Consider the following 25,638-nt stretch of genomic DNA (forward strand, 5'->3'; position numbering starts at 1 on the left):
AATAATATGCCCTGACTCGATAAATCAAAGTGCGCACTGGTATAGTTTAAAGACCAGCCATTCTCCGTCATCGTTGCCAGTACATGGGATTTAAATGTAAGTGAATACGGTTGATGTGGATGCCTAAAACTCTCAGCACCATTGATGCTGTATACCTGCGACCAGTATCGAATAAGGTTGGATGCAACCCCATAACGTCTGCCCACTTCTCTGGAAGGAAGAGTTTGAGAGAGTTTGGCGAGCTTTAACTTAAACGCTCTATTGTATTTGGACATAAAAAGACCCCCAGTAATTGGAATGTCCAACTATTGGGGGTCACTTCAAGATGCGGCTCTTTTTTTTAGTCGTTGGAGGAATCCATGTTATGCAGGTCAAGGTTACTGAGTTCTGCCTGCAAAACGGGGGCTCTGCGTGACTTCTCGCCGCGCGCCATATCAACCCGCTCCAGGTAAGCCTGGTCTATATCGCCGGTAATGTAGTTACCGTCAAAGACAGAGGTTTCAAAGCGCTGGATAGCCGGATTCTCTTCTTTAACGGCATCAACAAGATCATTGATGTCCTGGAAGATCAGCCCGTCAGCCTGAATCAAATCCGCGATCTGGTCGATTTCACGACCATAGGCAATCAGCTCATTGGCTGACGGCATATCGATACCGTATACGTTCGGGAAACGAATCTCAGGTGCGGCTGAGGCAAAATAGACTTTCTTCGCCCCGCTCTCTCTGGCCATTTCAATGATTTGACCGGACGTGGTACCGCGCACAATAGAATCATCCACCAGCAGGACATTTTTTCCCTTAAACTCAGAAGAAATGGCGTTCAGTTTCTTGCGCACCGACTTTTTCCGCATCGTCTGGCCAGGCATGATGAAAGTACGGCCAATATAGCGGTTTTTCACAAAGCCTTGTCGATACGGTAGCTGCAGTGTATTGGCTATCTGTAGGGCCACATCCATCGACGTTTCCGGAATGGGGATCACCACATCGATGTCGAGATCGCCCCACTCACGAGCAATTTTTTCGCCCAGTTTGCGTCCCATATTAACCCGTGATGCATATACTGAAATACCATCGATAAAGCTGTCCGGACGGGCAAAGTAAACAAACTCAAAGATACACGGTGAAGTTACCGGATTTTCTGCGCACTGTTTGGTATGCAGCTCACCATTTTCGGTTATGAATATGGCCTCTCCCGGCGCAACATCACGAATGAAGGTGAAACCTACCGCATCGAGCGCCACGCTCTCTGACGCCACCATGTATTCTTCACCCATTTCAGTGATGCGCTTACCGAGGGCCAGCGGGCGGATACCATGCGGGTCGCGAAATGCCACCACACCCTGTCCGATAATTGCTGCTACCACGGCATAGGCACCGCGGATCTTCTTGTGGACCCGGGTTACCACCTCAAAAATATCGTCTGCTGTCACACTGAAGCCAGCCGTTTGCTGAAGTTCATGTGCCAGAATATTCAGTAACAGTTCCGAATCGGACGTGGTATTGATATGACGTCGTGCGATACGGAATACCTCTTCCTGAAGCTCGTGCGCATTGGTCAGGTTTCCGTTGTGCGCAAAGGCAATACCAAACGGCGAGTTCACGTAGAACGGTTGTGCTTCGGCAGAGCTTGACGTACCGGCAGTAGGATAACGCACGTGACCGATGCCCATGTTGCCGGTCAGGCGCTTCATGTGGCGGGTGTGGAACACGTCGCGCACCAGACCATTCGCTTTTCTCAGATTAAACTGGTTCTGATCAATGGTCATGATCCCTGCGGCATCCTGGCCCCGGTGCTGTAAGACAATCAGACCATCGTACAACGATTGTGCAACCGGCGTTTTACCAACTATTCCGACAATACCACACATGTGCGTTACCTATTTCAAGTGGATTTCAAAAAACTCGAGCTGTCTTTTACGTAGGTAAAAAACCACTCAATAATCACAGCAAATTCCGGGATGAGCGCTGACTGCTGCCACCAGGCAGCACCCGCCGACGGGGTAAAGGTATCCATAAAGAATAACAGTGCGCTAACGATTAACACCCCGCGAAGCGCGCCAAAAACAAGACCTAACGCGCGATCAGTGCCTGACAGTCCGGTCGCTTTGACCAGTTGTCCTAAGGAGTAATTGAGCATGCCACCTAAAATCAGTGTGGCAATAAATAACGCTGCAATGGCAGCGCCATTCCGAATATAGTCGTCTTCGATGCGGGTGAAGTAGACGGCGAGATCAGCGAAGAACTGACTGGCAATAAACAGCGCGCCAAACCATACCACCAGCGAGATCGCTTCTTTGACAAAGCCGCGAACAAGGCTGATTAAGGTAGATACCGCGATGATACCCAATATGGAAAAGTCTACCCAATTCATGGTCTCACACTCTGTTTTCTGACAGGCGGACGCACAGACGTCAGCTGCCGTGGACACCCCTGGTAAGATGGCGCGCATTCTAACAGAAGCCTGCTGGATTACCAATGGCAAAAAACACGCCGAGGGGCGCACCTAAGACCAGCCGGGTGTCAACCCGGCTTTCCGGCTTGGCGCGCTATTGTACTTTGAATTCAGTGATGCGGCCTTTAAGCCCGGTTACCGTTTTAAGGTGTGGCAGTGCGGCTTCCAGATTGGCGCGATCAAGGTCGGGACCGACAAATACTTTGGTCAGTGGCCCTGAGCTGGTCTGAATAGGACGGCTGAATGCGCGGTAACCGGCATTCTCTAGCTTGGTTAGCAGCTGGCGTACATTTTTTTCGTGACGGAAGCTGCCGAGCTGCACAACCCAGCCCGCATCATCAGCGCTCCCAGCCGGCGTATCAACAACCGTCTGTTCAGCCAGCGAATCGGCAACGGGTTCATCAGGGGTGACCTCAGTGTCATCAGCTAGCCCTTGCGCGGCCACTGGTTCATCATCCAGTGCCACCTCGTTAACTATTTCAACCGGACGCTGCGCTGCGCTGGCAACCCGTTCAGCCGGGAACGGTTCTGGATTTACAATGGGTTTCTTGGCAGGACTGGCAGGCACACTGACGAACGCCTGCCGTCGGCTTTCTTTTTTGCCATCAAGAAAGTCTGGCAAGAAAATGACAGCTAAGGCAACTACGATAATCGTCCCTACCAGTCGGTTCTGGAATCCCGACGCCACAATGTGCTCCTGTTTACTGCAGTTTGTTCTCAGAGTGCAAAGCTAATACATCTGCCACAGTAAGGAAAGAGCCAAACACCAAAATCATGCCGTCATCGGGACATTGCGCGCGGGCACACTGATATGCTTCAGTGATAGTGTCAAACACCTGCACCTTCGAAACACCTACCGCACGTAATGCTGACGCCAGGGCTGCACCAGACAAACCACGTGGCCCCGCGGTGGTGCCTGCATACCAGTTTGCCGGCACATCACGAAGCACGGCAAGGCTGTCTTCAATGGCTTTATCGCTTAGCATGCCAACCACAATATGACAGTGGCGGTAAGCCTGGCTGTCCAGCCAGGTTTTCAGCGTACCAACGGACTGAGGGTTGTGCGCCACATCAACCACTACAGCAGGCTGATTGTCTATTTGCTGACAACGTCCCGGCAGGCTGGTTGTTGCCAGTGTCTGGCGAAACGCCGGGTTGTCTTCCAGCCAGTTTAGTTTTTTCAGTACGGTCAGCGCCGTTGCCGCATTTTGCAGCGGGATATTCGGACGAGGAAGGTCGTTCAGCGTCTCGCTCTGACAGGTAAATGACCACGTATCTCCATGAGTCTCAAGGTCGAAATCGTCTCCTGCCCACCAGCAGTCAGTGTTAAGCCGGCTGACGGCGTCTTTCAGCGTTTCTGGTGGATCAGTCTCACCAACCACCACCTTACCCATCGGACGCATGATCCCGGCCTTCTCAGTGGCAATTGCCTCACGGGTATCACCCAGCCATGCCTGATGGTCCAGTCCGATGGTGGTAATCACGGCGAGATCAGGGTCAATAATGTTCGTAGCATCTAGGCGTCCACCCAGGCCAACTTCAAGCAGCACCACATCCGGCCGGGCCTGCATCAGCATATAAATTGCCGCCAGGGTACCAAACTCAAAATAGGTCAGCGAAATATCGCCGCGGGCCTGCTCTACGGCTGAGAACGCATCACAAAAAACCTGTTCGTCAGGCAACGCATCATTGAGTCTTACCCGTTCCCGGTAATCCAGGAGGTGTGGCGAACTGTAAACGCCGACCGATTTCCCCTGCGACAACAAGATACGCTCCAGCAGTCGGCAGGTTGTTCCCTTCCCGTTGGTACCTGCCACGGTGATTACCGTGGACTGCAATGATAACCCCATGATGTCCGCAACACGGGCAACCCGTTCAAGGCCCATGTCGATAGCCGTGGGGTGAATCGATTCGAGGTAGGTCAGCCAGTCGGCCAGCGAGCGGCCAGGGGCGCTATGCCCCTTATTGCCGTAACTCACGCGCTTTTAGCGTTAGCGTGATGCATTTTTGCCAGCAGGCCGTGCAGGCGGTCGCGCATTTCGCGGCGATCAACAATCATATCGATTGCGCCTTTATCAAGCAGAAACTCACTGCGCTGGAATCCTTCAGGCAAGGTTTCACGAACGGTTTGTTCAATAACGCGCGGACCTGCAAAACCAATCAGTGCCTTTGGCTCTGCCACATTCACATCGCCCAGCATCGCCAGACTCGCAGACACACCGCCCATGGTGGGGTCGGTCAGCACAGAAATATACGGCAGGCCTTTTTTGCTCATTTTTGCCAGTGCAGCAGAGGTTTTCGCCATCTGCATCAATGACAACAGCGCTTCCTGCATTCGCGCACCACCACTGGCAGAAAAGCAAATCAGCGGCATGTTGTGTTCAAGACAGGCATTAACTGCCTCAACGAAACGCGCGCCGACAACGGACGCCATCGAGCCGCCCATAAAGGAGAACTCAAAACAGGCAACCACTACCGGCATGCCTTTCAGTTTACCCTGCATCACCACCAGCGCATCTTTTTCATTGGTGGCTTTCTGTGCGGCAACAATACGGTCTTTATAACGCTTTGAGTCTTTGAACTTCAATACGTCCTGGGGTTCAAGGTGACTACCCAGCTCTTTTCGCTCACCTTCATCCAGAAACGCGTCGATACGCTTGCGGGCGGTAATGCGCATGTGATGATCACACTTTGGACACACCTCAAGCTGCTTTTCCAGGTCGCTTTTATACAGTACGGCCTGACAGGAACCACATTTAGTCCAGATACCTTCAGGTACATTACCCTTTGTTGACGTTTGTGTACGCGGAAGAATCTTTTGAATCCAGCTCATGGAAATCGAATCCTTTTTTTGTCACTGACCGCAGAAAAGCCCGACACAGACGGGCACGATAGCAGCGGTTTTATGAATGCATCTAGTAATATAGCGCCGTATTAGACCACATTACAGGAAAATGCAAAAAACAAAACTGGTCTAAGAAGTTAGACGTAGGGATAGCATCAGAGTAAAAACAAGGGCCCGGGCGGGTGCTCTGGCAGCCCGAAGGTGTCCGGATACGTCACATCGACCAGATACAGGCCATTTGGTTTCGCCGTCGCCGCGGCTTGGGACCGGTCTTTGAGCGCCAACAGGTCCGCCACCCAGTTAACCGGTTGTTCACCGGCGCCAATTTCGATAAGCGTACCGGCGATATTGCGCACCATATGATGTAAAAACGCGTTTGCCTGAATTTCCAGGATCACATATCGCCCCTGACGACGTACGCTGACGTCAGTGACATTCCGAAATGGCGTATGGGACTGACACAGCGCGGCCCTGAAAGACGTAAAGTCCTGTTCACCGAGCAGCGCCTGGGCCGCCTCGTGCATACGCGACGCATCCAGTTCACGATGAACATGCGTTACCCCGTGATGAAGAATCGCCGGACGCATTTTGGCGTTGTAAATGATGTAGCGATAACGCCGGTGAGTGGCGGAAAAGCGCGCATGAAAGTCGTCGCTGACCGCTTTGCACCAGGTGACTGCGATGCTGTCAGGCAGGTTGGCATTGACACCCAGCGTCCAGGCCCGTTCAGGCCGGGGGTTATCACAGTCAAAATGAACGACCTGCCCGGTTGCATGTACACCTGCATCGGTCCGGCCTGCGCACTGCACCTCGATGGGCATGTTTGCGACGGTCGATAACGCCGTTTCCAGGTATTCCTGTACGCTCGGCACCTCTCGCTGTCGCTGCCAGCCATAATGCGCTGCACCATCATACTCAATGCCAAGAGCAATACGTGCCATACCTGAAAAATCCTCGCTACTGCCAGATGAAAACCGGCTAAGTGTAAAGGCTCACGGGAAAAGTGTGAAGCCGAAAAGCCTGCCAACGCGCTGACAGCAACAAAAAAAGCCCGCACAGCGCGGGCTTAATCATAATCAGGCCTTGATTCAGGCGAGACATCATTGCTCTACTTACGCCATTGACTCAAGGATACTTTTTGCCTCGGCTTTTTGATCCTCATCGCCCTGCTCAAGCACCTCTTCGAGCAGTTCACGGGCGCTGTCGTAATCGTCCATTTCAATATACGCCCTGGCCAAATCCAGGTTAGCGTTCTGAACCGCGTCTTTATCAATGTCAATCACATCATCATCGTCGTCGACACCGGTAAACTCTGACAGACTGACATCCAGATCAAGCGGTGTGTCGTCAGGGTCGTGCTCCGTCTCTTCCATACTGTCGTCAAGCAATGACTCAACATCCAGAAACTCACTGTCAGGCAATTTGTGATCCGCAGTCCCGCTGTCTGCGTCGTTCAACAGCGCATCCAAATCAAGGTCCGGGTTATCCAGCACAGGCTTGGTGACATCTTCGTCCCGCTCAGACTCTATTGCGCTGAGAAGATCATCAAACTCCGCATTTTCGAGTTCATCAAAAATTGCATCGTCACTGCTATCCGTGTCATTGTCCGTCAGCCAGTCATCAAGCCCGGGCACATCCTCGAGCTCGTTGAACTCTTCCGGCGAACGCGACGCGGGCTCGATTCCGTCCTGTTCCTGCTCAAGTTCAAATGACTCTACATCACCGAACGCGTCGTCCAGTATGCTGTCGTCAACATCTGAGTTGTCTTCTTCGTCACGTTGCGGCGCGGGCCCCTCATAGCTCTCATCAGACATTGAGGGCAGATCATCAATCATTTGCCGATCAAATTCTGCCAGCGCATCATCCAGTGCATCCTCACTAGCGGCGCTCTCGTCAGTCTGCTCACCGTCTGACAACGACTCCTCATCGCCGGGCATCGGCGTATCAGCAAGCTCATCAATCCCATCGAGGACATCGGGTTCGCCGTCTGTCAGCACATCGATGTCATCTTCAGTGTCTTGTAGTTCAGCGGCATCCTGAGTCTCTTTGTTGAGATCCTCATCTGTATCTTCCGTCTCTTCGCCGGCAGCATCTGACAAACTTTCCGCTTCAGGTTCAGCAAGCAGTTCGTCCGCCACTGCGTCGCTAATCTCGTCAGTTTCATCGCTGTCACCGATGTCGTCAGCCGACTCATTGACCTCTTCATCCTGATTTTCGGCTTCAAGCTCAGCAAGCAGTTCATCTGTCAGCGCGTCACTGATGTCGTCTGCCTCTTCATTATCATCAGCCGCCTCAGTAACCTCTTCATCCTGATTTTCGGCTTCAAGCTCGGCAAGCAGTTCATCTGTCAGCGGGTCACTGACGTCGTCTGCTTCTTCAGTCTCATCAGCCGCCTCACTAACCTCTTCATCCTGATTTTCGGCTTCGAGCTCGGCAAGCAGTTCATCTGTCAGCGGGTCACTGACGTCGTCTGCTTCTTCAGTCTCATCAGCCGCCTCACTGACCTCTTCATCCTGATTTTCGGCTTCAAGTTCAGCAAGCAGTTCATCTGTCAGTGGGTCATCAGGTGCTTCTTCGGCATGCTCTTCCTCGTCATCAACGCCAAGTTCTGCTAACAATTCGTCAGCCAGAGCATCCGCGTCAGAGGGTGCGTCAGTTGAACTTTCCTCTTCATCCTCTGCTTCGGCCTGTAATTCAGCAATCAGGTCATCCGAGAGTGGATCGGTGAATTCTTCTGCGTTCTCAATGTCGTCCACATCCAGATCATCAACCAGAGAATCGAGGTCCTGAATTGCCTGGGGCGACGGCGTGTCACTGGTCGCTGCTGTTTCGTCTTCCTCGTCGTCCTCATCGGGCAAATCAAGCCCGCCCATCATTTCGAGCTGTTCGATTTCGCTGATGAGGTTGTCCGTCATGCGGTCGAGTTCCTGGTTTTTCTGGTGTATTTCCTCATCCAGTTTTTCCAGGGTTTCTTCATTGATTTCGGTATCATCGCTGACGACTGATGAGGCAGACGGTGCAGACTCCTCTTCGAGCAGGTCGTCAATGCTAATCTCGGGCTTCTCTTCCTCTTCGACAGCAGCAGGCGCTGGAGCTTCCTCGCTCTGTGTCATCGCCAGGCTGTCTTCTTCCGGCACAGAGTCCTCGGTCAGCGCAGCATCAAACTCGTCTTCTTCCTGAAGCGGTTCCTCTGCATCTTCGGTCTGTTCATCGACCTCGGCATCAATGTTATCTGCTTCCTGATCAAACTCGCTCAGTACATCATCGTCCTCGGCGGACAGGTCAATGCCTTCCAGATCGTCTTCATCGAAGTCTGCGACCTGACTTTCTGATAAGTCTTCCTCGTCAAACAGGCTATCGAGCTCATCCTGATCAAGCTCACCAGCGCCTTCCTCGAAACCTTCGTCATCCGGTACCAGCATGTCATCATCAAGTTCAGCGAAGTTTTCGAGTTCGTCGTCAAGGGCTTCTTCCAACTCTGACGACAACACATCATCAAGCAAATCGTCGTCGTTAAACAGATCGTCGTCATTCAGTTCAGCTTTATCGTCGAGCTCGGCGGACAAATCCGTTGTCAGATCATCAATATCGCTGTCATCCGGCGCTGGTGCCGATGCCACCGGCTGGGCGACGGATTCCGGTGCAGGCTGAGTTTTCCGTCCGAGCAGCCAGGCTGCAAGCCCGCCAATCAACGCCAGTGTCAGCACAGCGGAACCGACAATAAGGGCCATCGGGCTGGTCAGTGTTGCTAACAGGCTGCTTTTTTCTTTTTGCGCGGCTTTTTCCTGCTGCGCTTTGATCATGTCCAGCAATTCTTGCTGAAGGGCAAGCTGTGAGTCTATTTGTGACTTCACATCCCCTTCAACCTGCCCTTTCAGGTTTTGCAGTTGCTCATTAACCTGTTCTACCCGTTCATACAGTTTGCGATTTTCGTCGAGAATAACCTGAACGTTATCGAGTGACACAGCAAACTGGCGACGCAGTTCATCGAACTGACGCGCCTGTTCGGCATCCAGTCGGACAATCTTTTGTTCAATGTCATTTTTCGTTTTTGAGAGGTCATCCTGATTGACCAGCGGCACCGGAGGTTTCAGATTTTTGAGGCTGCTTCCCGGCGCGGGCTCACGCGCCGCCCAGGCTTTTTCATCCTGTTCTGCACGCTGGCGGGCTTTGTCTTTGTCGATACGGGAAATATAGCGTTCGGACGGAAGCTTAAGTACCGCACCGTTGACCATCAGATTGAGGTTGTTGTTTTCAAAGGCGGTGGGGTTGAGCTCATAAATGGCCACCATCACCTGATAGATGGTCAGATTTTTATTCTGACGGTAGCGCTCCGCAATGCGCCACAGCGTATCCTGAGAGTCGATTGGGCCGTATTCCATGCCGGAATACTGAGACGTTGCATTTTTTGGTCCTTTTAACTGGACATTCTGCTCCTGGCTCTGAGCTAGTGTCGACGCGGTCGTCAGAGAGAGAACCAGCAGCAATGTGCCCAACAAATGCAATTTCATAGCGTTTCTTATGCCCTCAAGCGAATCCACTCACGCGCTTTGGTGAGTGGCGTACCGGCAGTTTACCTATTGACACATGTTTAGCGGTACTGCCTTGTCATTTTTAATGTGCAAGAATGGTATCTGTTGGTGGTTTTACCATTCATCCCAATGCATACATGGTGTCAAAAACTCAACACCGTCAGACTGTTATGCAAAGTTTACTCCAGTTTTGGCACAGCGCATCTGTTCCTGACAAAACTATAAACCACTTACCCCGGCCTTTCTAGCAACGGGGCAAAATTGTGGGTTACAGCGCTGCCCGGGCAAGCCCCCAAAACACCGTATCAGTTCACGTTTTACTGAGTTATCAACATCATATCGGCAGCCTGTCCGTTTAGTTTAGGACGGCTGCCGGAAGGTTCCGTCAGAGGTAATCGCGGATCAGCGCTTCAGCAATTTGCACACTGTTAGTCGCCGCACCTTTACGGATGTTGTCTGATACTACCCACATATTCAGGCCATTAGGGTGTGTGATGTCGTTACGAATACGTCCGACGTGCACCAGATCATTGCCACTGGCACTGGATACCTGCGTTGGGAAGGCCTCGCGGGCTTCATAGAGCTTGACGCCAGGTGCATCCGCAAGCAGCTGTTTCACTGCCTCGGCATCGATTGGCTGATGGGTTTCGATATGTACCGCTTCCCCGTGGCCGTAAAATACCGGCACGCGCACTGCAGTTGCATTCACCCTGATGCTGTCATCACCCATGATCTTCTGAGTTTCCCACGCCATTTTCATTTCTTCCTTGGTGTAGTCATTGTCCAGGAAGACATCAATTTGCGGGATCACATTAAAAGCGATCTGACGGCTGAACGCTTCGGGCGTAATTTCGCGGGCATTCAGCAGGTCCGCAGTCTGCTTGGCCAGTTCTTCCATGGCACTTTTACCCGCCCCCGACACTGACTGGTAGGTGGCAACATTAATTCGGTCGATGCCAACGGCATCATGGATTGGCTTAAGCGCAACCAGCATCTGAATTGTCGAGCAATTCGGGTTGGCAATAATATTGCGGTTTCTGAAATCTGCCAGCGCATGGCTGTTTACTTCAGGCACAACCAGCGGGATATCCGGTTCGTAGCGGAACTGAGAGGTGTTATCAATGACGATACAGCCTGCGTCAGCGGCCTTTGGCGCATACTCGGCTGACACACTGCCGCCTGCCGAGAAGAACCCAAACTGCACCAGGCTCCAGTCAAACGACTCTGCATCCAGTACTTCTATATCTTCGCCCTTGAATGTTACCGTGCCACCTGCTGAGCGTTTACTGGCCAGAGGGTACAACGTATTTACCGGAAACCCTCTGGCTTCCAGAATCTCGATCATCGTCTGGCCTACCAGACCTGTTGCGCCGAGTACTGCAACATCAAAAGACTGTGACATAGTCGGTGAATCTCCTTATGGCGGGCGCTTCGTTCTGACGAAAAAAGCGCTAATAATGAAAATAAATTAGTCAGCCAGCGTAAAACCTAATCCGTACAGCTGCGTACGGATCCCCTCCGACACTGGATGCGCTACCTGAAGGGTATATGCCGAGCATTCGCGCCTTACGCGGTACTGTTTTCGCAACCTGGCAAACTGGTTTGATTCTGCCATGGCTTGGCGAAAATGCCTATCATCAAATCGTATATCATAGGCAATATCCACGACCCTTTTCAGATCGCGTGCTGACAGTTTGTCAGCCATGGGGTCATCCAGCGACACCGTCACCGGCGAAACGGCATCCAGCATCGCGTTCAGGCTGATGACCGGGGCTACCTGCATAGCCTGGCAGACCTGCTCGTACACCATCTGCGTTCCGCGCACTTTACCCTCAACAGAATGACCGGCAATGTGCGGTGTACACATCCAGGCAGCCTCCATCATGCGGGTATCGATGTCTGGTTCATTGCAAAACACGTCAAGAATAACCGTGGGGGCATCAGGCTGTGCCATTCGGGTTAACAACGCCGGCTCGTCGATAACTTCACCGCGACAGGCATTTATCAGAAGCTGATATCCTTTGAGGGTCGACAGGGCGGCCTCACCGATCATGCTGGCAGTGCTGTCCGGCCCGCTTACTGTAAAAGGCACATGCAACGTAATGACATCGCAGTTCAGGATCTCGTCCAGCGGGACAAACGCGCGCGGATCACCCTGACGTTCCCTGGGTGGGTCGCAGAGTTTGTAGCTCATCCCCAGGCAATCCAGCAGCCGGACAACGTTCGTACCGACATGACCGGCCCCGACGATGCCGACCGTCGCCTTATTCAGCTCCAGCTTGCCGGCGTTATGTGCACACAGCAGCGCACTCAGCACATATTCAGCAACGGCCACCGCATTGCAGCCTGCCGCGCTGTTCCATGAGATACCGGCGTCATCAATCCATTGCGTGTCCAGATGATTGGTCCCCGCGGTTGCCGTGGTCACCAGTTTCAGCCTGGTCGCTTCTGACAGTAACGCGCCATCCACCTTCGTAGTGGAACGCACAACCAGGTAGTCGGCGTCGCGCAACATTTGCGGTGTAATGGTTTGCCAGGAGTAGGTATCCACCTCGCCGAGCGAGGAAAAATACTCCCGGCCAAACGGAATGGTATCTTCAACAACTATTTTCATTGGCCTGTTTTGCCTTTTATCATTTCAGGTAAGTCGGACGTAGCGATGGCTGTTGTGATCCCTCGTCATAGTCTGACATGTATTGGCTAATGTAATACACTAACCAGTATATGGTTGTATCAGGCAGTGTAGCGAGAAAATGAACCGATGATTGAAAGCGACAAATTTGCTCATGGTTACTACCGTATCCAGCGGAAAAATACCATTTTAGTGGCAGAGGTGAAAGGCGGCTGGAATACCGATACAGCCGAGGCGTTTTGTCGCGACTTCAAACTGGAAGCTGCACCGCTTACGCGCCGTAACTGGAGTCATCTGGTCTACCTCGCCGAATGGGAAATGGGCGTTCCCGGCGTTGACAGTATCATCAGTGACCTGGTGATCTGGTGTATCGATAACGGACTGACACATGCCGCCCACATCAACAATGAAAAAGCCATCAACCAGTATTATGTCAATCGCATTGTCAGCGCTGACGGCACTGTGTTTGAAAAGAAAATTTTTCCGAATGATGAGGAAGGACTCGCCTGGCTCAACAGCAAAGGCTACAGCACCTCACTGACCGAAGGCGCACACCGGGCTAACGGGACGCCTCCAGCTCCTCATAAACCGACACGATAGCCTGGGTCAGCTTGTGGGTGGGTGCCAGATGAATCAGGGGTTTCTGCTCCTGATGAGACTCCCGCATTTTCACTGACTGCGAGATATACTGCGGGATAACCGGGTACTCACTGGCAATCAGCTCATCTACAATCTTATTCGGCAGTCTGGCATTCGCCATGTACTGATTCGCAATGATGCCCTCAATTTTCAACCCGTCATTATGGTCTTCGCGAATTTCTGCAATCTGGCGATGAAGACTCATCAGCCCCTGAATGGCAAAGTCATCGCAGTCCACCGGGATCAGTACCGCATCCGCTGCAATCAGCGCCGATAAGCTGTAAAAATTGAGTGCCGGCGGCGTATCAATATAAATCCTGTCGAACTCGCGCGCTAAGTCTGCCAGTGCTTCACGCAGCTTGTAGATTTTATGGCGACTGTCCAGCTCGCTCTGAATATCATCAAGATACGGTGAGCCCGGAATAATCCAGAGATTCTCAAAGCGGGTTTGCTGGCAGTATTCCATCGGGGTTTTGCGGCGCAGATGAAACGTAATGGTCTGCTCGAATAATTCGAAAATGCTGTTTTCTTTTGCGTCAGTGGGGACCGACAGATAACGGCTGGCATTACACTGGGTATCGAGATCAAGGAGTAAGGTTTTCAGCCCGTGATGTGCGGACACAGCAGCCAGGTTCACCGCCAGGCTTGACTTCCCCACCCCGCCTTTCTTATTAAACAGTACCCTTATCATTGCGTTTCCCGTTTCTGTCTGCCTGCACCGCGATAAGCCATTACCTTAAAAACAGGAATTAGAAAGTGCAATCAAAACTGAACGAAAAAGCGCCGCCGGATTCACCGCTACTGTTCATAACCCGGTAACAGCCGGTCAAGACGGCGCTTAAGACCGGGCCAGGCAAGGCTACCCCCGGCCTGACGGGTCACCTGATCGGCCTGACTGCGGATCCCGGCCAGAATACGCTCATTGATTTCAATCAGCGGCCCGTTACTGGCCTGGGCTTTAAGCTGGATCTCGCATGCCCGCTGTAAAATGAACATAAACAGGAACGCGTCCGGAATATTATCAGCACATGTCAGCAGGCCGTGATTACGCAGGATCATAAACTGGGTATCACCGAGATCGGCCACCAGGCGTTGTTTCTCATCAGGATTCAGGGCAACGCCTTCATAGGCGTGATAGGACAGCGACGCCAGCGGGAACAGCGACTGCTGAGAATACGGTTTAAGCCCTTCTTCCTGCACCGAGACGGCAACGCCATCCACAGTATGCAGGTGCATCACACAGCGCGCATCCTCACGCGCTTCGTGCACTGCACTGTGAATAGTAAAGCCGGCGGGGTTGATATCATAGGGGCCATCCATCACCTTGTTTCCGTGCAAATCCACTTTGACCAGGCTGGATGCGGTGACTTCATCAAACATCATACCGTACGGATTAATCAGAAAATGATGGTCAGGCCCGGGCACGCGTGCAGAGATATGGGTAAAAATTAAATCATCCCAGCCATACATTGCCACTGCCCGATAGCAGGCAGCCAGGTCGACGCGCGTTTGCCATTCTTCTGCAGATACCTGGTTTTTTACTGATGCCGTCATTTTGACTCTCCTCACATTGGTATTTGCTAAAGCATAGGCAGTTCCACTATTCTAGACTGTCGGATATACGACAATGCTGTAAAAATGTTAACATCTCAGCAACGCCACATTCTCAGCCAGCAGGCCTGGTTTTCTGCCATGCCCCTGCCGCTGCAGGATGTGCTTTTATCTGCCGCAACCCTGCGGCTCTATCAGCAGGGTCAGGCGGTGCATCTGAAAGATGACAGCGCCTCCGGGTTTTACGGGATTTGCCGGGGCCGGTTACGGGTAGCGCATCACAGTCCGGATGGCAGAGAAATGTTGCTGGCCCTGCTTGATCCTGGCAACTGGTTTGGCGAGGTGGCGATGTTCGATGATAAAGCCAGGACCCACACAGTCTATTGTGAAACCAAAGCGGAACTGGCGGTGATATCACGCACCCGTTTTCAGCACCTGCTTAACACGCACCCGGATTTTTATCCCTATTTCATGCGCTTGCTCTGCACACGTGTGAGAAGTGCGTTTCAGTTTATTGATGCATCCGCCAGCATGAGCCTGCGCGAGCAGTTACTGCGCCGTCTGCAGATGCTGATGACCAGTTACGGCCAGCATTTCGCGGGCGCATCTCCCGTCACGCTGACGGTCTCTCAGGAAGCGCTTGCACAGATGATCAACAGTTCCAGACAGACCGTGAACCAGATCTTGCGCACATTACAGGAAGAAGGAAAACTGACACTGGGCTACCGGCGGATAACGGTACACAACCCGGGAGATTTACTGGATGGAATAAATGGCGGCCCCGGGGCCGCCACCACAGGTTACTGATAACGCCTGAAAACGAGCGTCGCGTTGGTGCCACCAAAGCCAAAACTATTGGACATGATGGTATTCAGCGTTGCCTCGCGGGCTGTAGTAACAATATCCAGGCCGACGGCCTGTTCATCGAGTTCACTGATGTTAATTGATGGTGCGATAAAGTTATGCCGCATCATCAGCAGGCTGTAAATGGCTTCGTTGACACCCGCCGCGCCCAGCGCGTGCCCGGTCAGCGATTTAGTTGCACTGATCGGTACGCCTTTGTCACCAAAGACTTCGCGGATCGCGCCAAGCTCTTTGACGTCGCCAACCGGTGTTGATGTTCCGTGGGTGTTCAGGTAGTCAATGGGGGCATCGATACCCTGCATTGCCATTTTCATGCAGCGCACCGCACCTTCACCTGACGGCGCCACCATGTCATAGCCATCCGACGTCGCGCCGTAGCCGACAACTTCACCGTAAATCGTGGCACCACGCGCAAGCGCATGCTCAAGTTCTTCGACCACGACCATGCCGCCGCCACCGGAACTGACAAAACCATCACGCTCTTTATCGTAGGTACGCGATGCCAGCTCTGGGGTGGCATTATATTTTGACGATAACGCCCCCATCGCATCGAACTGACTGGACAGAGACCAGTGCAGCTCCTCACCGCCGCCGGCAAACACAACATCCTGCTTACCTAACTGGATAAGCTCAAGCGCATTACCGATACAGTGCGCGCTGGTTGCACAGGCTGATGCAATAGAATAGTTCACCCCTTTAATCTTAAATGGGGTGGCAAGACACGCTGATACCGTCGATGCCATGCAGCGTGGCACCATGTAAGGCCCAACACGCTTTACCCCTTTTTCACGCAGGATATCCGCAGACAGCACCTGGTTTTCACTCGATGCGCCACCAGAGCCGGCAATAATGCCTGTGCGTTCATTCGAAATGTCACTGTCTTCGAGACCTGCATCGGCAATCGCCTGCTGCATCGCGATATAGGCATAAGCCGCTGCGTCACCCATAAAGCGCAGTGCTTTACGGTCAATGTGCTCGCTGACATCGATATCGATGTTTCCCCAGACCTGGCTGCGCAGGCCCATCTCAGCAAACTGCTCAGAAAATGTAATGCCGGACTTACCGGCTTTCAGTGATGCGACAACGTCGTCTTTGTTTACGCCGATGCTGGACACAATACCCAACCCGGTGATGACTGCTCTTCTCATAATTATCCCTTTGCGTTGATGCGGCCTATGGTAACGATTTTCATCGTGAAAGTGGTCTGCTCTTTTCGCGGCAACGGCAGTGATATCCGCTTTCCAGTCTAGGCAATGTTTACCATGAACGGTATGATCATCAATTGCAATAAAGCATAGGTGTGATCCGTGCAGGTTCACAAAAATTTAATCGCCCGATGCCGGTATCGGACAGTAAAAAGTGGTCAGAAGTGAAATCCCAGACAGCCAGTGTACATTTTAATGAAACCGGAACGCCGGTTGCAGACGCGTTTGATGATGTGTACTACTCAAACGACAGCGGCATCGAAGAAAGCCGTTATGTCTTTATGACCGCAAACGGACTGCCCGGGCGCTGGCTGGAGCATACGCGGCGCGAGTTTGTGATAGCCGAAACCGGCTTCGGTACCGGCCTGAATTTTCTGGTCGCCACACAGGCCTTTGAACAGTTCCGAAAACAACACCCGTCGCACCCGCTCAGGCAATTGTATTTTCTGTCTACTGAGAAATTTCCGTTGCCCGCCGCGGCAATGAAAAAGGCATTGGCCACCTTTCCTGAGCTCAGCGAGCAGGCATCCGCCCTTACAGAGCAGTATCCGATGGCGATGGCGGGCTGTCACCGACGCCATTTTGCCCATGGTGCGGTCATTCTGGATTTATGGATTGGTGATATTCATGACAGTCTGCCGCAATGGGCATGTCCCGCGTCAGGCCTGGTGGATGCGTGGTTTCTTGATGGCTTTGCACCAAGTAAAAACCCGGAAATGTGGACTACGCCGCTGTTTGAGCAGTTGCAGCGTCTGAGCAGGCCTCAGGCCAGTGTGGCCACGTTCACCTCGGCTGGCGTGGTAAAACGCGGTCTTCAGTCTGCGGGATTTACAGTACAAAAAATTAAAGGCTTCGGACGCAAACGTGAAATGCTGACCGGCGTCATGACATCGGCACCTGACCACAGTGCGCCCGCAGGTCCCTGGGCACGTTACCGCACGCCTCCGGTATCCGGTGAGGTACTGATCATTGGTGCCGGTCTGGCAGGCAGTGCCTGTGCACTGGCGTTGTGTCAGCGCGGGATCCCCGTCACCTTGTGTTATGACGACGCAAACGTAGCGTCCGGCGCATCCGGCAATCCGCAGGGTGGCTTCTATCCACAGTTACATGCCGAGGCCAGTCTGGCCAGTCAGATCCAGGCTCACTGTTTTTTGTATGCCAGCGAGCAGTATCGGGCTGTAACGGCGACACAGCCGCTGGCCCACGAGTTTTGTGGGGTACTACAGCTTGGCTTTAACCCCGCCAGTCAGACCAGACACAATAAGCTTGCCACCAGCGGCTTGTGGCCTGAAGAGCTGGTTCACCTGATTGAGGCTGATGCTGCCTCTGCGCTGGCCGGACTGACATTACCCTGCCCGGCACTGTCGATTCCGCTGGGCGGCTGGCTGTCGCCGCCGGAACTGGTTAAGGCGCTGCTGGCACTGGCTAAGGATACCGGCCTGCTGACCCTGCGTGCCAGCACCCGGGTTTGCGATGTTGAAGAACAGCCCGACCACGTCACCGTGCGCACCGATAAAGGCGACACACTGACGGCGTCTCACTGCATTTTCGCGTGTGGGCATCAGTCACAATCATCACGTTACTTTGCACCGCTGCCACTCAGACCGGTGCGGGGCCAGGTTGAAGCGGTACCCACCACTTCTGAACTTAAGCCGCTGCGTCAGGTTCTGTGCCATAAAGGGTATCTGACTCCACAGCACGGGGGGCGACACGCGCTGGGCTCTACCTATGTGAAACAGGATACGGCAACCGACATTCGCGCGGCGGAAAGCGCCATGAACCTGGCGACACATCAGCAGGCGCTGGCTGACTGTGACTGGATCCAAACCCTGCGGCATGACGGTGAAGCCCGCGCTGCCGTGCGGCTTGGCGTACCCGATCATCAGCCATTGTGCGGGGTGGCAGGACGACTGAGTGCGCTGTGGCAACAATGTGCCCGGCTTGGTGATGGCAAACCGCTTGAGAGTCTGCCATTGCCGCCGCAAAGCCGAATTGTCACACTCACAGCGCTGGGGTCGCGCGGACTGACTACCGCGCCACTGCTTGCCGAGACCCTGGCCTGTGAGCTGTTGCATGCGCCACTGCCGTTACCTCAGACGCTGCTCAACGCCACCAGTCCGAGCCGGTTTATTATCAGGGATGCATTGCGCGGGAAACTTACTCCGCTGCCACCCGCTCAGGAATAAGGCTTTTAACGATGAAAGCCGGAATGTAGACAGTGGCACTGGAAACCAGTTGTTGATTGGCCACCGACACGATACGGGCATTAACACGAATGCCACGCTCATCTTCAACCATGGTACCGGTCACGATATGGTCCATATTCAGCTTTGATGCAAGCCTGCTGGCTTCCCGGCTCAGCGCCAGGTCACCGTACGAGGTAACCGTAATATTTTGCGCCAGCTTAAAGTCCACCACCCCGAGGCCGAACGTTTGCAGTTCACCCATCAGATATTCCGCCAACTGATTCCCCAGTATGGTCGGTTCACGCAAAGAACGGTTAAGCCTGACAAAACTGGTCACACCTACCAGCTCGTCTGCCGACAACTGGCGGGTGTTACTCATTAGTCCCATTGCCAGTTGTTCAGCATAATCCACCAGCGTTTTGTGGGTGACCGTCGGTGAAAATCCGGTGTTCAGTGCATTCGGCTGGCTGGCCTGGCGCTGTGCCTGCATCTCGTACTCACGGTCCCGCGAGTCGGGCTGATAACCCAATCCAGAACCTGATGGTACCACTGGCTCATCTGCCATGGCATGCACGTTACCGTCTTCCGCCAGCCAGTAGCGTGGCGCCTCGGATTGTGTCATTACACAACCAGACATCGCGAAAACAACAGGAAGCATCAAGCTCTTAACAAAACCCTGCATTGTTTTACCCTTTGCTCAGTTTAACACCATCACGCATGCCACTGCGCTGACCGCCATCACTCGGTATCAGCGCCTCAACCACGTAAAATGGAACCAGCATTTGGGCACTGGCGACCACGGCACGGGAAGACATCCCCAGGATCCGGGCATTAACGAGCACGCCGCCCTGATGTTTGGTCATCGTGCCGGTGAGCACATACTCGATAGGCAGACTTGCGTTAAGTTCCAGGTAATCCCGCGACAGGACAAAATCGCCCTCTTCGGTAATGCGAATGTAATCAGTGGCTTTGAAATCCACCACCGGCACCCGGAATTTGTGCAGTTCATGCATAAATGACTCGGCCATCTGGCGACCGAGCAGGTTGGTTTCTTTAAGATCGGAATCCAGCAGCGCGAAATGGGTAACCCCTACCGGCGTTTTGTCACTCACATACTCCATGTTGGCAATCAGATCCTGAGTCATGTTCTTGACGTAATCGCCGACGTGCTTGGTCAAAGGACGCCCTTTGTACGCGCCCTGAACGCTGGAGTAAAGCTGCGGCTGACCGAGTGCACCGAAGTTGTCGACGTCATTCTGCGCCGCTGCGGGTGCTGACGACTGAGGCTCATCCACCGCCATAATATCGACCACATTCATGGATGACTGCGGCGCTTCGCGCGTTACCTGCTCATCTTGCATCATTGCGCAGCCAGAGGCCGTTGTGGCCAACACACTGGCAAGCAGGCAGCGGTACAACTGACGCGTTTTCATGTGAATTACCTCTTTTCTTCTGTTCTGTAAATACGGCCCTGCCGGGTAGTTACCTGCTCAGACTCCCAGAATAACTCTGCCGGGAAAAAACGGGTCGCCGCGGCAACTACTTCCTTGCTGCGCGCGTTGATGACACGGGCATTCACCATCGCACCAGCCTGCTGGTAGACGAGCGTACCGGTAATAAAGAAATCCACCCGTTCTACACCGGCAAGCTGCTCAAGGTCGCGTGAGAGGACGCGATCGCTGTCTTCTCCCATTATTATATCGTTCGTAACCTTAAACTCTTGAGTGACAAACCCGCGTTTTGTCGCTTCCGTCATTATCCCCTGCTCAAGCTGATGACCTAACAGCATTAGGGGTTGCTGATGACTGTTGTCATATTTCATAGTGTCAACCGGCACGAAGCCGGCGACGGCGTAGCGTGCCTGTCGGCCGGGACGCAGCGAGAAAAACAGTTCGTTAGCTAACCGGTGGGTGTGGTATTCCACATTCCCCAATGCCGGTACCGGCAAACCGTCCGACGGCACAGAGTTTGACGCGGACGGGGATGTCTGACACCCCGCAGTGAAGAAGCCTGCGAGCAAAACGCCACACGCTGCAATGCGACGCGCACTGCCCTGACGAAAAGATAATCTAAACTTAACCATTGTAAACTCATCTACTGATTGCCGGCATGCCAGACTCAGCAAGTTCTGTACCAGACAGAACTTACCCGTTCGGTGCCTTACACGTCTGTTGTTTCGTTATGACAGGCGGCAAGTTTTTGCCGTTTTTCTATTAGATGTGGCGGATATTAGTCAAATGGCTAATTGGTAAACCGGCATCGCTGTTCTACGATTAACGAGCGGAACTTTAATCGTTGCTGCCTGTGCGGTGAGCACTGGCACCTGAACCGGTAAGAGAATATAACTGTGCAACATGCGATAACGACAGCCGATGACCTGGCGCTGAATGTTGATGCCATGGAAAACCTGGATGACCTGGTCAATGCGCTGGCCAGTCTGTTTGATGTCAGTATGGCATCCGTCAGTATCACCGGTGGCGGTCAACAAATCCTTATTGCCTCCTGCGGACTTGATTACACCTTTATTGACGAAGAGGACAGCTTTTGCCATCGCACTGTCAGTCAGGCGGAACCGCTCATTGTTGCCAATGCCATCGAAAACACGACGTTCTCTAGGCTGCCTATGGTTAGAGAAGAGCCGCATATCCGTTTCTATGCCGGCTTCCCGCTATTTGTTGACGGTATGCTGGTGGGCGCGCTGTGGCTGGCTGATCCGAAGCCCAGAACATTGTCAGAAACGCATAAAGCCGCGCTGATTCGCATCAGTCAGATTGTCAGTAACCAACTAAGCCTGGGGAAAGAGCTGGAGCAACTGTTTCAGGAACGGGGGCTGATCGAGGCCTCACCGATAGTGCAGCTCACCTGGCGTTTCAGTAAAGGCCTGAAACTGACGCAGGTGTCACAAAACTGCGAACGTATTCTGGGCATCAGTCATGAACAGCTGATGCGAGGCGACGTCACACTGCAGGACCTGATGACCCGGGACAGCGAAGAGCAATTCACCGAAGCGATTAATTATCATCAGGAAGGGGTTCCCACGCATTCCTGCCGGTTGTGTATGACAACCGCGTCACGTCACATCTGGCTGAGTATGCTGTCTACTGCAACATTTAATGCTAACGGTGACCTGCGCACCATACAGGCCTTTTTATTCGACACCAGTGATCAGAAATACATTGAGGATCGCCTTAACGAAACCAACCAGCGGATGCGATTACTGCTGGAAGCCTCCGAACTTGGCACCTGGGACTGGAATATGCTTGCTGATGTCAACCAGGTCAACAGTCGCTGGGGTGAAATGTTAGGGCTGAGTATTGAGGACTATGATCCCAGCGTACGCTATTTCCGGCAGCTCATTCATCCTGCAGATGTACAGCAGGTCGAGCGCGCGCTTAATGAACACATTGAGGGTAAGCGCGATGTATACAGTGCACAGTTTCGTATGCGCCATGCCAAAGGACACTGGGTCTGGGTGGAAACCTATGGCAAAGTTGTGGAGCGTGATGAACACAACAAGCCGGTCAGGCTGGCCGGGATCCATCGTGATATTACCCAACGGATGGAACAGGAACTCACTGAGAAGAAAAAAACACAGCTGCTCAAATTTATCAACAAAGCCAGAGCACACTATCTGACGCATAATGATTTGACCGGCGCCTGCCAGGCTATTCTTCCAGAACTGATTGACATCTCAGACAGTCAGTTCGCGTTTATCGGCGAAATCATCGAAGAAAACGGCACTACCCGGCTTTTTATTCACGCCACTTCAGAAATTTCATGGGATGCTAGCAGCTCGCAGCTTGTCCAGCGCTACCGCGATCGTGATTTATATTTCGAGAGTTTTGATAATTTATTTGGTCGCGTCATCACGACCGGCGATATGGTGCTGAGTAATACGCCTGCCTCTCATCCGTCATCGCGAGGCACCCCGAAAGGCCACCCGCGCATTACCCGTTTCCTCGGGCTGCCCATCAAGCTAAAAGACAACACCGTGGGCATGATTGGCCTGGCCAACAAAACCACAGGCTATACAGAAGACGATGCACGCTTTATGCAGCCACTGCTCGATGCGCTTTCCGGGTTGTTTTATGCGGTCGGCCTGGAAGCCGCCAGAGCAAAAGCTGAGGAACGATTGCGCGAACTGGCTATGACCGATGCGTTATCCGGGCTGCCTAACCGCCGCGCCTTCATGGAAAAGAGCCGGTTGGTTGAAGAAAGCAGCACCCGCTGCTGCATTGCGATCATTGATATCGATTTCTTTAAAAAGGTCAACGATACCTTCGGACACGATGCTGGTGACGAGGTTATCCGGCGTGTCGCACAAACCCTCAGAGCTACCTGTCGTTCAGATGACTATCTTGCCCGGCTCGGCGGCGAAGAGTTTGCTGTCATCCTGGATAACACCAGTAAATCCGACGCAATGAAGGTACTGGAGAAAATGCGCAAATCGGTGCATAGCATGACGGTAAAGTATGGAGAACATGCACTGAATGTGACCATCAGTCTGGGCGCAACGCTGGTGACCGACTGCGAGCCGGATGCCGTATCACAGCACCTGAACCTGGCCGATAGTGCGCTGTATGAGGCCAAAGCCGGAGGACGAAACCAGCTCTGCTGGTACAATTCTGAGGCACAGCCAAAACGGGCCTGAAGCAAAGGCCCGTTCATCGTTTTCTTAGTCAGAACGTAACCGCTGCCACAACAGCAGTACCTGCTCCTGGTCCGCCTCTTCCAGCTCTTTATTTCTGAAAGCCGTCACCAGACTTTTACGCATTTGATCGTCAAGCGCATCGAGCGTGGCGTGCTCATCCATCTCCAGCGCCCGGGCGATCACCGCGAAATGCCCCTGCAGATAGCTGGCGACAAACAGTTCATCATCACTGCCGGTATTGACCACATCATCCAGCGCATGTTCTATAACATTAATTTGTCGAACCACATCGTGTGGTGCCTGTGGTGGTGCCTGCACACAACCTCCTTACTGATTTATGTTAAGGCGCACGTCAGCGGGCCGGATAAAGCACCTTATCCCGATACCCGGTAACAATCTGTATGGTACCCGCCAGCTGTGCATCGAGCGCATCGTCTCCCGAATCAAACAACAGCGGCCGGCCATTCAGTGCATTAAGTTTTTGTTTGGTAGCGACCAGGATCAGATTTTCCTTGCCGACCTGACGAATAAACGCCGGACTTAGCTGCTGATTGCCGCGGCCTAAGATATGCCCCTGTCCGCCGATGGCGGTAAGGATCACCTTCACGGGTTTGTCCCCTGTTAGTTCGAGCAGGCTGGCGGCAGTAACATCGGCGGCAATAACCTCACCGTTTTCAACAACATCGACACCCAGGAGGGTATTCGGCAGCCCCTGGTGCGCCATGATTGCATTTACGGTCGACCCCGACCCCATCACAAACAGCGTGTCAGGCTCGTCTTCCATCATCTCACTGATAAAGGCAGCAATATCATCCTGCACCAGCTGATCGTCTTCGCGGCCCCCCATTTTCACGGCCTGAATATACTGCAGCGCCTCTGGTACCCGCATTTCGCCGTAGGGTCTGGCAATCACTTTACCCGCGCGAAACGCGACTTCATCAATGTCTCTCACTTCGCCATCGGTTTCACTTACCAGTTCACCGTTAATCAGCTGTTTGAGGACCTCTCCTGCCGCCGGGGGCGAGATGGCATAGACACCGGAGTGAATTTTACACCCGGCTGGCACCCCAAGCACCGGCACTCGCTCACCGACGCTTCTGTAGATATTGCGTGCCGTGCCATCGCCACCGGCAAACAGCAGTACATCGATATTCTCTTCGAGCAATGCGGCGGCGGCCGCCATCGTATCTTCACCTTCAGTCTGTCCGGTGGCTGAAAACACCACCGTATGGGGTAACCCCAGCGCCTGACAGACGCTTTCCCCCATTTCACCGGCTGCCGTAAATATATGAAAAGGGGCGGAGATATCCTGAACAACACTCAGCGCACGCGCCATTTTGGCATTCGCCTGTTTTTCCGCGCCCATCGACAGCGCTTTTTCTCGGACTTCTTTACCGTCACTGCCTTTTAACGCCAGTGCACCACCAATCCCCGCATACGGGTTCACGATAAGGCCAAGCCGGAATGCGCGCTCATGCATAGTGCTGCTCCATAGTGACAGTGTCATGGTGAGGGGACTGGCCGAACGTGTCAGTCAGCAGTGCCAGTACTTCCTGCGCCCGGGGCGGAAACCCGTTTTCACAATACCAGCGATATTGCTCGTCTACCGCGCGGCTGAAACTTTCTCTGTCTGGCTCTGCGCCATTCAGATTGTCGGTACTGACACGAAACGTACGCTGACATGCCAGCGTAAAGGCCTTTTCGATTGCCTGCGGCTTTACCTCGACCTGTTCGAACGCCCGCTGCTGACTTTCATCCCGCCCGTCCGGACAATACCAGTAGCCATAATCTTCAAGCAGACGACGTTCTCGCCCTGCAATACACCAGTGGGCAATTTCATGCAGCGCGCTGGAAAAAAAGCCATGAGCAAACACAATCTGGTGATAGGGGCAGTCGGCATTTGCCGGCAGATAAACCGGTTCATCACTACCTCTGACCAGTCGGGTGTTGTAGGCAGGCGCAAATTTCTGGTTAAATGCGGCTATTAATGTTGAGGTATCTGCAAACTCCTGCGCATCAGGCGCAGTGCCATTTACTACTGCATTCATCGTTGTGTCAGCGGGTTGGTTCATGGCGCGAGAG

The 25,638-nt window shown here is 53.2% G+C and carries 23 protein-coding genes; 4 read left to right on the forward strand and 19 right to left on the reverse strand.

Annotated features, from left to right (window positions below; all coding sequences use genetic code 11):
- From AB1N33_RS13155 to AB1N33_RS13200, 10 genes are all read right to left on the reverse strand, one after another.
- Positions 1-305 (reverse strand): transposase (locus AB1N33_RS13155; protein ID WP_505433569.1); only part of this gene is annotated, 305 nt, incomplete at its 3' end.
- A gap of 35 nt (positions 306-340) precedes the next feature.
- On the reverse strand, positions 341-1,867 hold the full coding sequence (gene purF, locus AB1N33_RS13160; protein ID WP_411272023.1) for an amidophosphoribosyltransferase: 1,527 nt from the start codon (positions 1,865-1,867) through the stop codon (positions 341-343).
- A gap of 14 nt (positions 1,868-1,881) precedes the next feature.
- Positions 1,882-2,370 carry a CvpA family protein gene (locus tag AB1N33_RS13165; RefSeq protein WP_411272024.1) on the reverse strand — a complete coding sequence of 163 codons (489 nt, stop codon included), beginning with the start codon at positions 2,368-2,370 and terminating at the stop codon, positions 1,882-1,884.
- A 175-nt stretch (positions 2,371-2,545) separates the two neighbouring features.
- A complete protein-coding gene (locus tag AB1N33_RS13170) occupies positions 2,546-3,139 on the reverse strand; it encodes an SPOR domain-containing protein (RefSeq protein ID WP_411272025.1) in 594 nt (197 codons plus the stop codon).
- Between the two features lie 13 nt (positions 3,140-3,152).
- On the reverse strand, positions 3,153-4,430 hold the full coding sequence (gene folC / locus AB1N33_RS13175; protein WP_411272026.1) for a bifunctional tetrahydrofolate synthase/dihydrofolate synthase: 1,278 nt from the start codon (positions 4,428-4,430) through the stop codon (positions 3,153-3,155).
- Positions 4,427-5,284: an acetyl-CoA carboxylase, carboxyltransferase subunit beta gene (gene accD / locus AB1N33_RS13180; protein WP_411272027.1), complete on the reverse strand. Its 858-nt coding sequence runs from the start codon at positions 5,282-5,284 to the stop codon at positions 4,427-4,429. The genes folC and accD overlap by 4 nt, the downstream gene beginning before the upstream one ends.
- Positions 5,285-5,451: 167 nt before the next feature.
- Positions 5,452-6,237, reverse strand: a complete 786-nt coding sequence (gene truA / locus AB1N33_RS13185; protein ID WP_411272028.1) for a tRNA pseudouridine(38-40) synthase TruA — start codon at positions 6,235-6,237, stop codon at positions 5,452-5,454.
- Between the two features lie 171 nt (positions 6,238-6,408).
- Entirely contained in the window at positions 6,409-9,807 is a 3,399-nt protein-coding gene (locus AB1N33_RS13190; RefSeq protein WP_411272029.1) for a FimV/HubP family polar landmark protein, read from the reverse strand.
- Positions 9,808-10,213: 406 nt separating this feature from the next.
- Positions 10,214-11,230: an aspartate-semialdehyde dehydrogenase gene (locus tag AB1N33_RS13195; RefSeq protein ID WP_411272030.1), complete on the reverse strand. Its 1,017-nt coding sequence runs from the start codon at positions 11,228-11,230 to the stop codon at positions 10,214-10,216.
- A gap of 66 nt (positions 11,231-11,296) precedes the next feature.
- Positions 11,297-12,442 (reverse strand): 4-phosphoerythronate dehydrogenase, encoded by a 1,146-nt coding sequence (locus AB1N33_RS13200; protein ID WP_411272031.1) that lies wholly within the window; start codon positions 12,440-12,442, stop codon positions 11,297-11,299.
- Positions 12,443-12,589: 147 nt separating this feature from the next.
- On the opposite strand from AB1N33_RS13200, the gene AB1N33_RS13205 reads away from it, so the two are divergent.
- Positions 12,590-13,060: a hypothetical protein gene (locus AB1N33_RS13205; protein WP_411272032.1), complete on the forward strand. Its 471-nt coding sequence runs from the start codon at positions 12,590-12,592 to the stop codon at positions 13,058-13,060.
- Here AB1N33_RS13205 and AB1N33_RS13210 read toward each other — a convergent pair.
- Positions 13,020-13,790, reverse strand: a complete 771-nt coding sequence (locus AB1N33_RS13210) for a ParA family protein (RefSeq protein ID WP_411272033.1) — start codon at positions 13,788-13,790, stop codon at positions 13,020-13,022. The two genes, AB1N33_RS13205 and AB1N33_RS13210, sit on opposite strands and share 41 nt — an antisense overlap.
- 107 nt (positions 13,791-13,897) lie before the next feature.
- Complete coding sequence (locus AB1N33_RS13215; protein ID WP_411272034.1) at positions 13,898-14,653, reverse strand: class II aldolase/adducin family protein; 756 nt, start codon at positions 14,651-14,653, stop codon at positions 13,898-13,900.
- 84 nt (positions 14,654-14,737) lie between these two features.
- Here AB1N33_RS13215 and AB1N33_RS13220 point away from each other — a divergent pair, with 84 nt between their 5' ends.
- Entirely contained in the window at positions 14,738-15,457 is a 720-nt protein-coding gene (locus AB1N33_RS13220; protein ID WP_411272035.1) for a Crp/Fnr family transcriptional regulator, read from the forward strand.
- Here AB1N33_RS13220 and fabB read toward each other — a convergent pair.
- Positions 15,451-16,662: a beta-ketoacyl-ACP synthase I gene (gene fabB / locus AB1N33_RS13225; protein ID WP_411272036.1), complete on the reverse strand. Its 1,212-nt coding sequence runs from the start codon at positions 16,660-16,662 to the stop codon at positions 15,451-15,453. The genes AB1N33_RS13220 and fabB overlap by 7 nt on opposite strands.
- 221 nt (positions 16,663-16,883) lie before the next feature.
- On the opposite strand from fabB, the gene mnmC reads away from it, so the two are divergent.
- Positions 16,884-18,905 carry a bifunctional tRNA (5-methylaminomethyl-2-thiouridine)(34)-methyltransferase MnmC2/FAD-dependent 5-carboxymethylaminomethyl-2-thiouridine(34) oxidoreductase MnmC1 gene (mnmC, locus tag AB1N33_RS13230; RefSeq protein WP_411272037.1) on the forward strand — a complete coding sequence of 674 codons (2,022 nt, stop codon included), beginning with the start codon at positions 16,884-16,886 and terminating at the stop codon, positions 18,903-18,905.
- Here mnmC and AB1N33_RS13235 read toward each other — a convergent pair.
- The 3 genes from AB1N33_RS13235 to AB1N33_RS13245 form a co-directional block, all read right to left on the reverse strand.
- Positions 18,877-19,527, reverse strand: coding sequence for a FlgO family outer membrane protein (locus tag AB1N33_RS13235; protein WP_411272038.1), 651 nt, complete (start codon positions 19,525-19,527; stop codon positions 18,877-18,879). The two genes, mnmC and AB1N33_RS13235, sit on opposite strands and share 29 nt — an antisense overlap.
- A 64-nt stretch (positions 19,528-19,591) precedes the next feature.
- Complete coding sequence (locus tag AB1N33_RS13240; RefSeq protein ID WP_411272039.1) at positions 19,592-20,338, reverse strand: FlgO family outer membrane protein; 747 nt, start codon at positions 20,336-20,338, stop codon at positions 19,592-19,594.
- 5 nt (positions 20,339-20,343) lie between these two features.
- Positions 20,344-20,988, reverse strand: coding sequence for a FlgO family outer membrane protein (locus AB1N33_RS13245; protein ID WP_411272040.1), 645 nt, complete (start codon positions 20,986-20,988; stop codon positions 20,344-20,346).
- A 264-nt stretch (positions 20,989-21,252) separates the two neighbouring features.
- Between AB1N33_RS13245 and AB1N33_RS13250 the strand changes: the two genes are divergently transcribed.
- Entirely contained in the window at positions 21,253-23,556 is a 2,304-nt protein-coding gene (locus AB1N33_RS13250; RefSeq protein WP_411272041.1) for a diguanylate cyclase, read from the forward strand.
- Between the two features lie 24 nt (positions 23,557-23,580).
- Here the strand turns inward: AB1N33_RS13250 and AB1N33_RS13255 are convergent, their stop codons facing one another.
- The 3 genes from AB1N33_RS13255 to AB1N33_RS13265 are packed head-to-tail and all read right to left on the reverse strand — an operon-like array spanning position 23,581 to position 25,604.
- Positions 23,581-23,874, reverse strand: coding sequence for a YfcL family protein (locus AB1N33_RS13255; protein ID WP_411272042.1), 294 nt, complete (start codon positions 23,872-23,874; stop codon positions 23,581-23,583).
- 34 nt (positions 23,875-23,908) lie between these two features.
- Positions 23,909-25,036 carry an ATP-NAD kinase family protein gene (locus AB1N33_RS13260; RefSeq protein WP_411272043.1) on the reverse strand — a complete coding sequence of 376 codons (1,128 nt, stop codon included), beginning with the start codon at positions 25,034-25,036 and terminating at the stop codon, positions 23,909-23,911.
- Positions 25,029-25,604 carry an elongation factor P hydroxylase gene (locus tag AB1N33_RS13265; protein ID WP_411272044.1) on the reverse strand — a complete coding sequence of 192 codons (576 nt, stop codon included), beginning with the start codon at positions 25,602-25,604 and terminating at the stop codon, positions 25,029-25,031. Before AB1N33_RS13265 ends, AB1N33_RS13260 begins: the two co-directional genes overlap by 8 nt.
- Positions 25,605-25,638 lie beyond the last annotated feature (34 nt).

Source organism: Alteromonas nitratireducens, assembly GCF_040812025.1.
Lineage (GTDB): Bacteria > Pseudomonadota > Gammaproteobacteria > Enterobacterales > Alteromonadaceae > Alteromonas > Alteromonas nitratireducens.

Excerpts from the sequence above, each read along its gene's own strand:
- purF (WP_411272023.1), bottom strand. The coding sequence starts at position 1,867 with ATGTGTGGTATTGTCGGAATAGTTGGTAAAACGCCGGTTGCACAATCG.
- AB1N33_RS13165 (WP_411272024.1), bottom strand. The coding sequence starts at position 2,370 with ATGAATTGGGTAGACTTTTCCATATTGGGTATCATCGCGGTATCTACC.
- accD (WP_411272027.1), bottom strand. The coding sequence starts at position 5,284 with ATGAGCTGGATTCAAAAGATTCTTCCGCGTACACAAACGTCAACAAAG.
- truA (WP_411272028.1), bottom strand. The coding sequence starts at position 6,237 with ATGGCACGTATTGCTCTTGGCATTGAGTATGATGGTGCAGCGCATTAT.
- AB1N33_RS13190 (WP_411272029.1), bottom strand. The coding sequence starts at position 9,807 with ATGAAATTGCATTTGTTGGGCACATTGCTGCTGGTTCTCTCTCTGACG.
- AB1N33_RS13195 (WP_411272030.1), bottom strand. The coding sequence starts at position 11,230 with ATGTCACAGTCTTTTGATGTTGCAGTACTCGGCGCAACAGGTCTGGTA.
- AB1N33_RS13200 (WP_411272031.1), bottom strand. The coding sequence starts at position 12,442 with ATGAAAATAGTTGTTGAAGATACCATTCCGTTTGGCCGGGAGTATTTT.
- AB1N33_RS13205 (WP_411272032.1), top strand. The coding sequence starts at position 12,590 with ATGATTGAAAGCGACAAATTTGCTCATGGTTACTACCGTATCCAGCGG.
- AB1N33_RS13210 (WP_411272033.1), bottom strand. The coding sequence starts at position 13,790 with ATGATAAGGGTACTGTTTAATAAGAAAGGCGGGGTGGGGAAGTCAAGC.
- AB1N33_RS13215 (WP_411272034.1), bottom strand. The coding sequence starts at position 14,653 with ATGACGGCATCAGTAAAAAACCAGGTATCTGCAGAAGAATGGCAAACG.
- AB1N33_RS13220 (WP_411272035.1), top strand. The coding sequence starts at position 14,738 with ATGTTAACATCTCAGCAACGCCACATTCTCAGCCAGCAGGCCTGGTTT.
- fabB (WP_411272036.1), bottom strand. The coding sequence starts at position 16,662 with ATGAGAAGAGCAGTCATCACCGGGTTGGGTATTGTGTCCAGCATCGGC.
- AB1N33_RS13235 (WP_411272038.1), bottom strand. The coding sequence starts at position 19,527 with ATGACACAATCCGAGGCGCCACGCTACTGGCTGGCGGAAGACGGTAAC.
- AB1N33_RS13240 (WP_411272039.1), bottom strand. The coding sequence starts at position 20,338 with ATGAAAACGCGTCAGTTGTACCGCTGCCTGCTTGCCAGTGTGTTGGCC.
- AB1N33_RS13245 (WP_411272040.1), bottom strand. The coding sequence starts at position 20,988 with ATGGTTAAGTTTAGATTATCTTTTCGTCAGGGCAGTGCGCGTCGCATT.
- AB1N33_RS13260 (WP_411272043.1), bottom strand. The coding sequence starts at position 25,036 with ATGCATGAGCGCGCATTCCGGCTTGGCCTTATCGTGAACCCGTATGCG.
- AB1N33_RS13265 (WP_411272044.1), bottom strand. The coding sequence starts at position 25,604 with ATGAATGCAGTAGTAAATGGCACTGCGCCTGATGCGCAGGAGTTTGCA.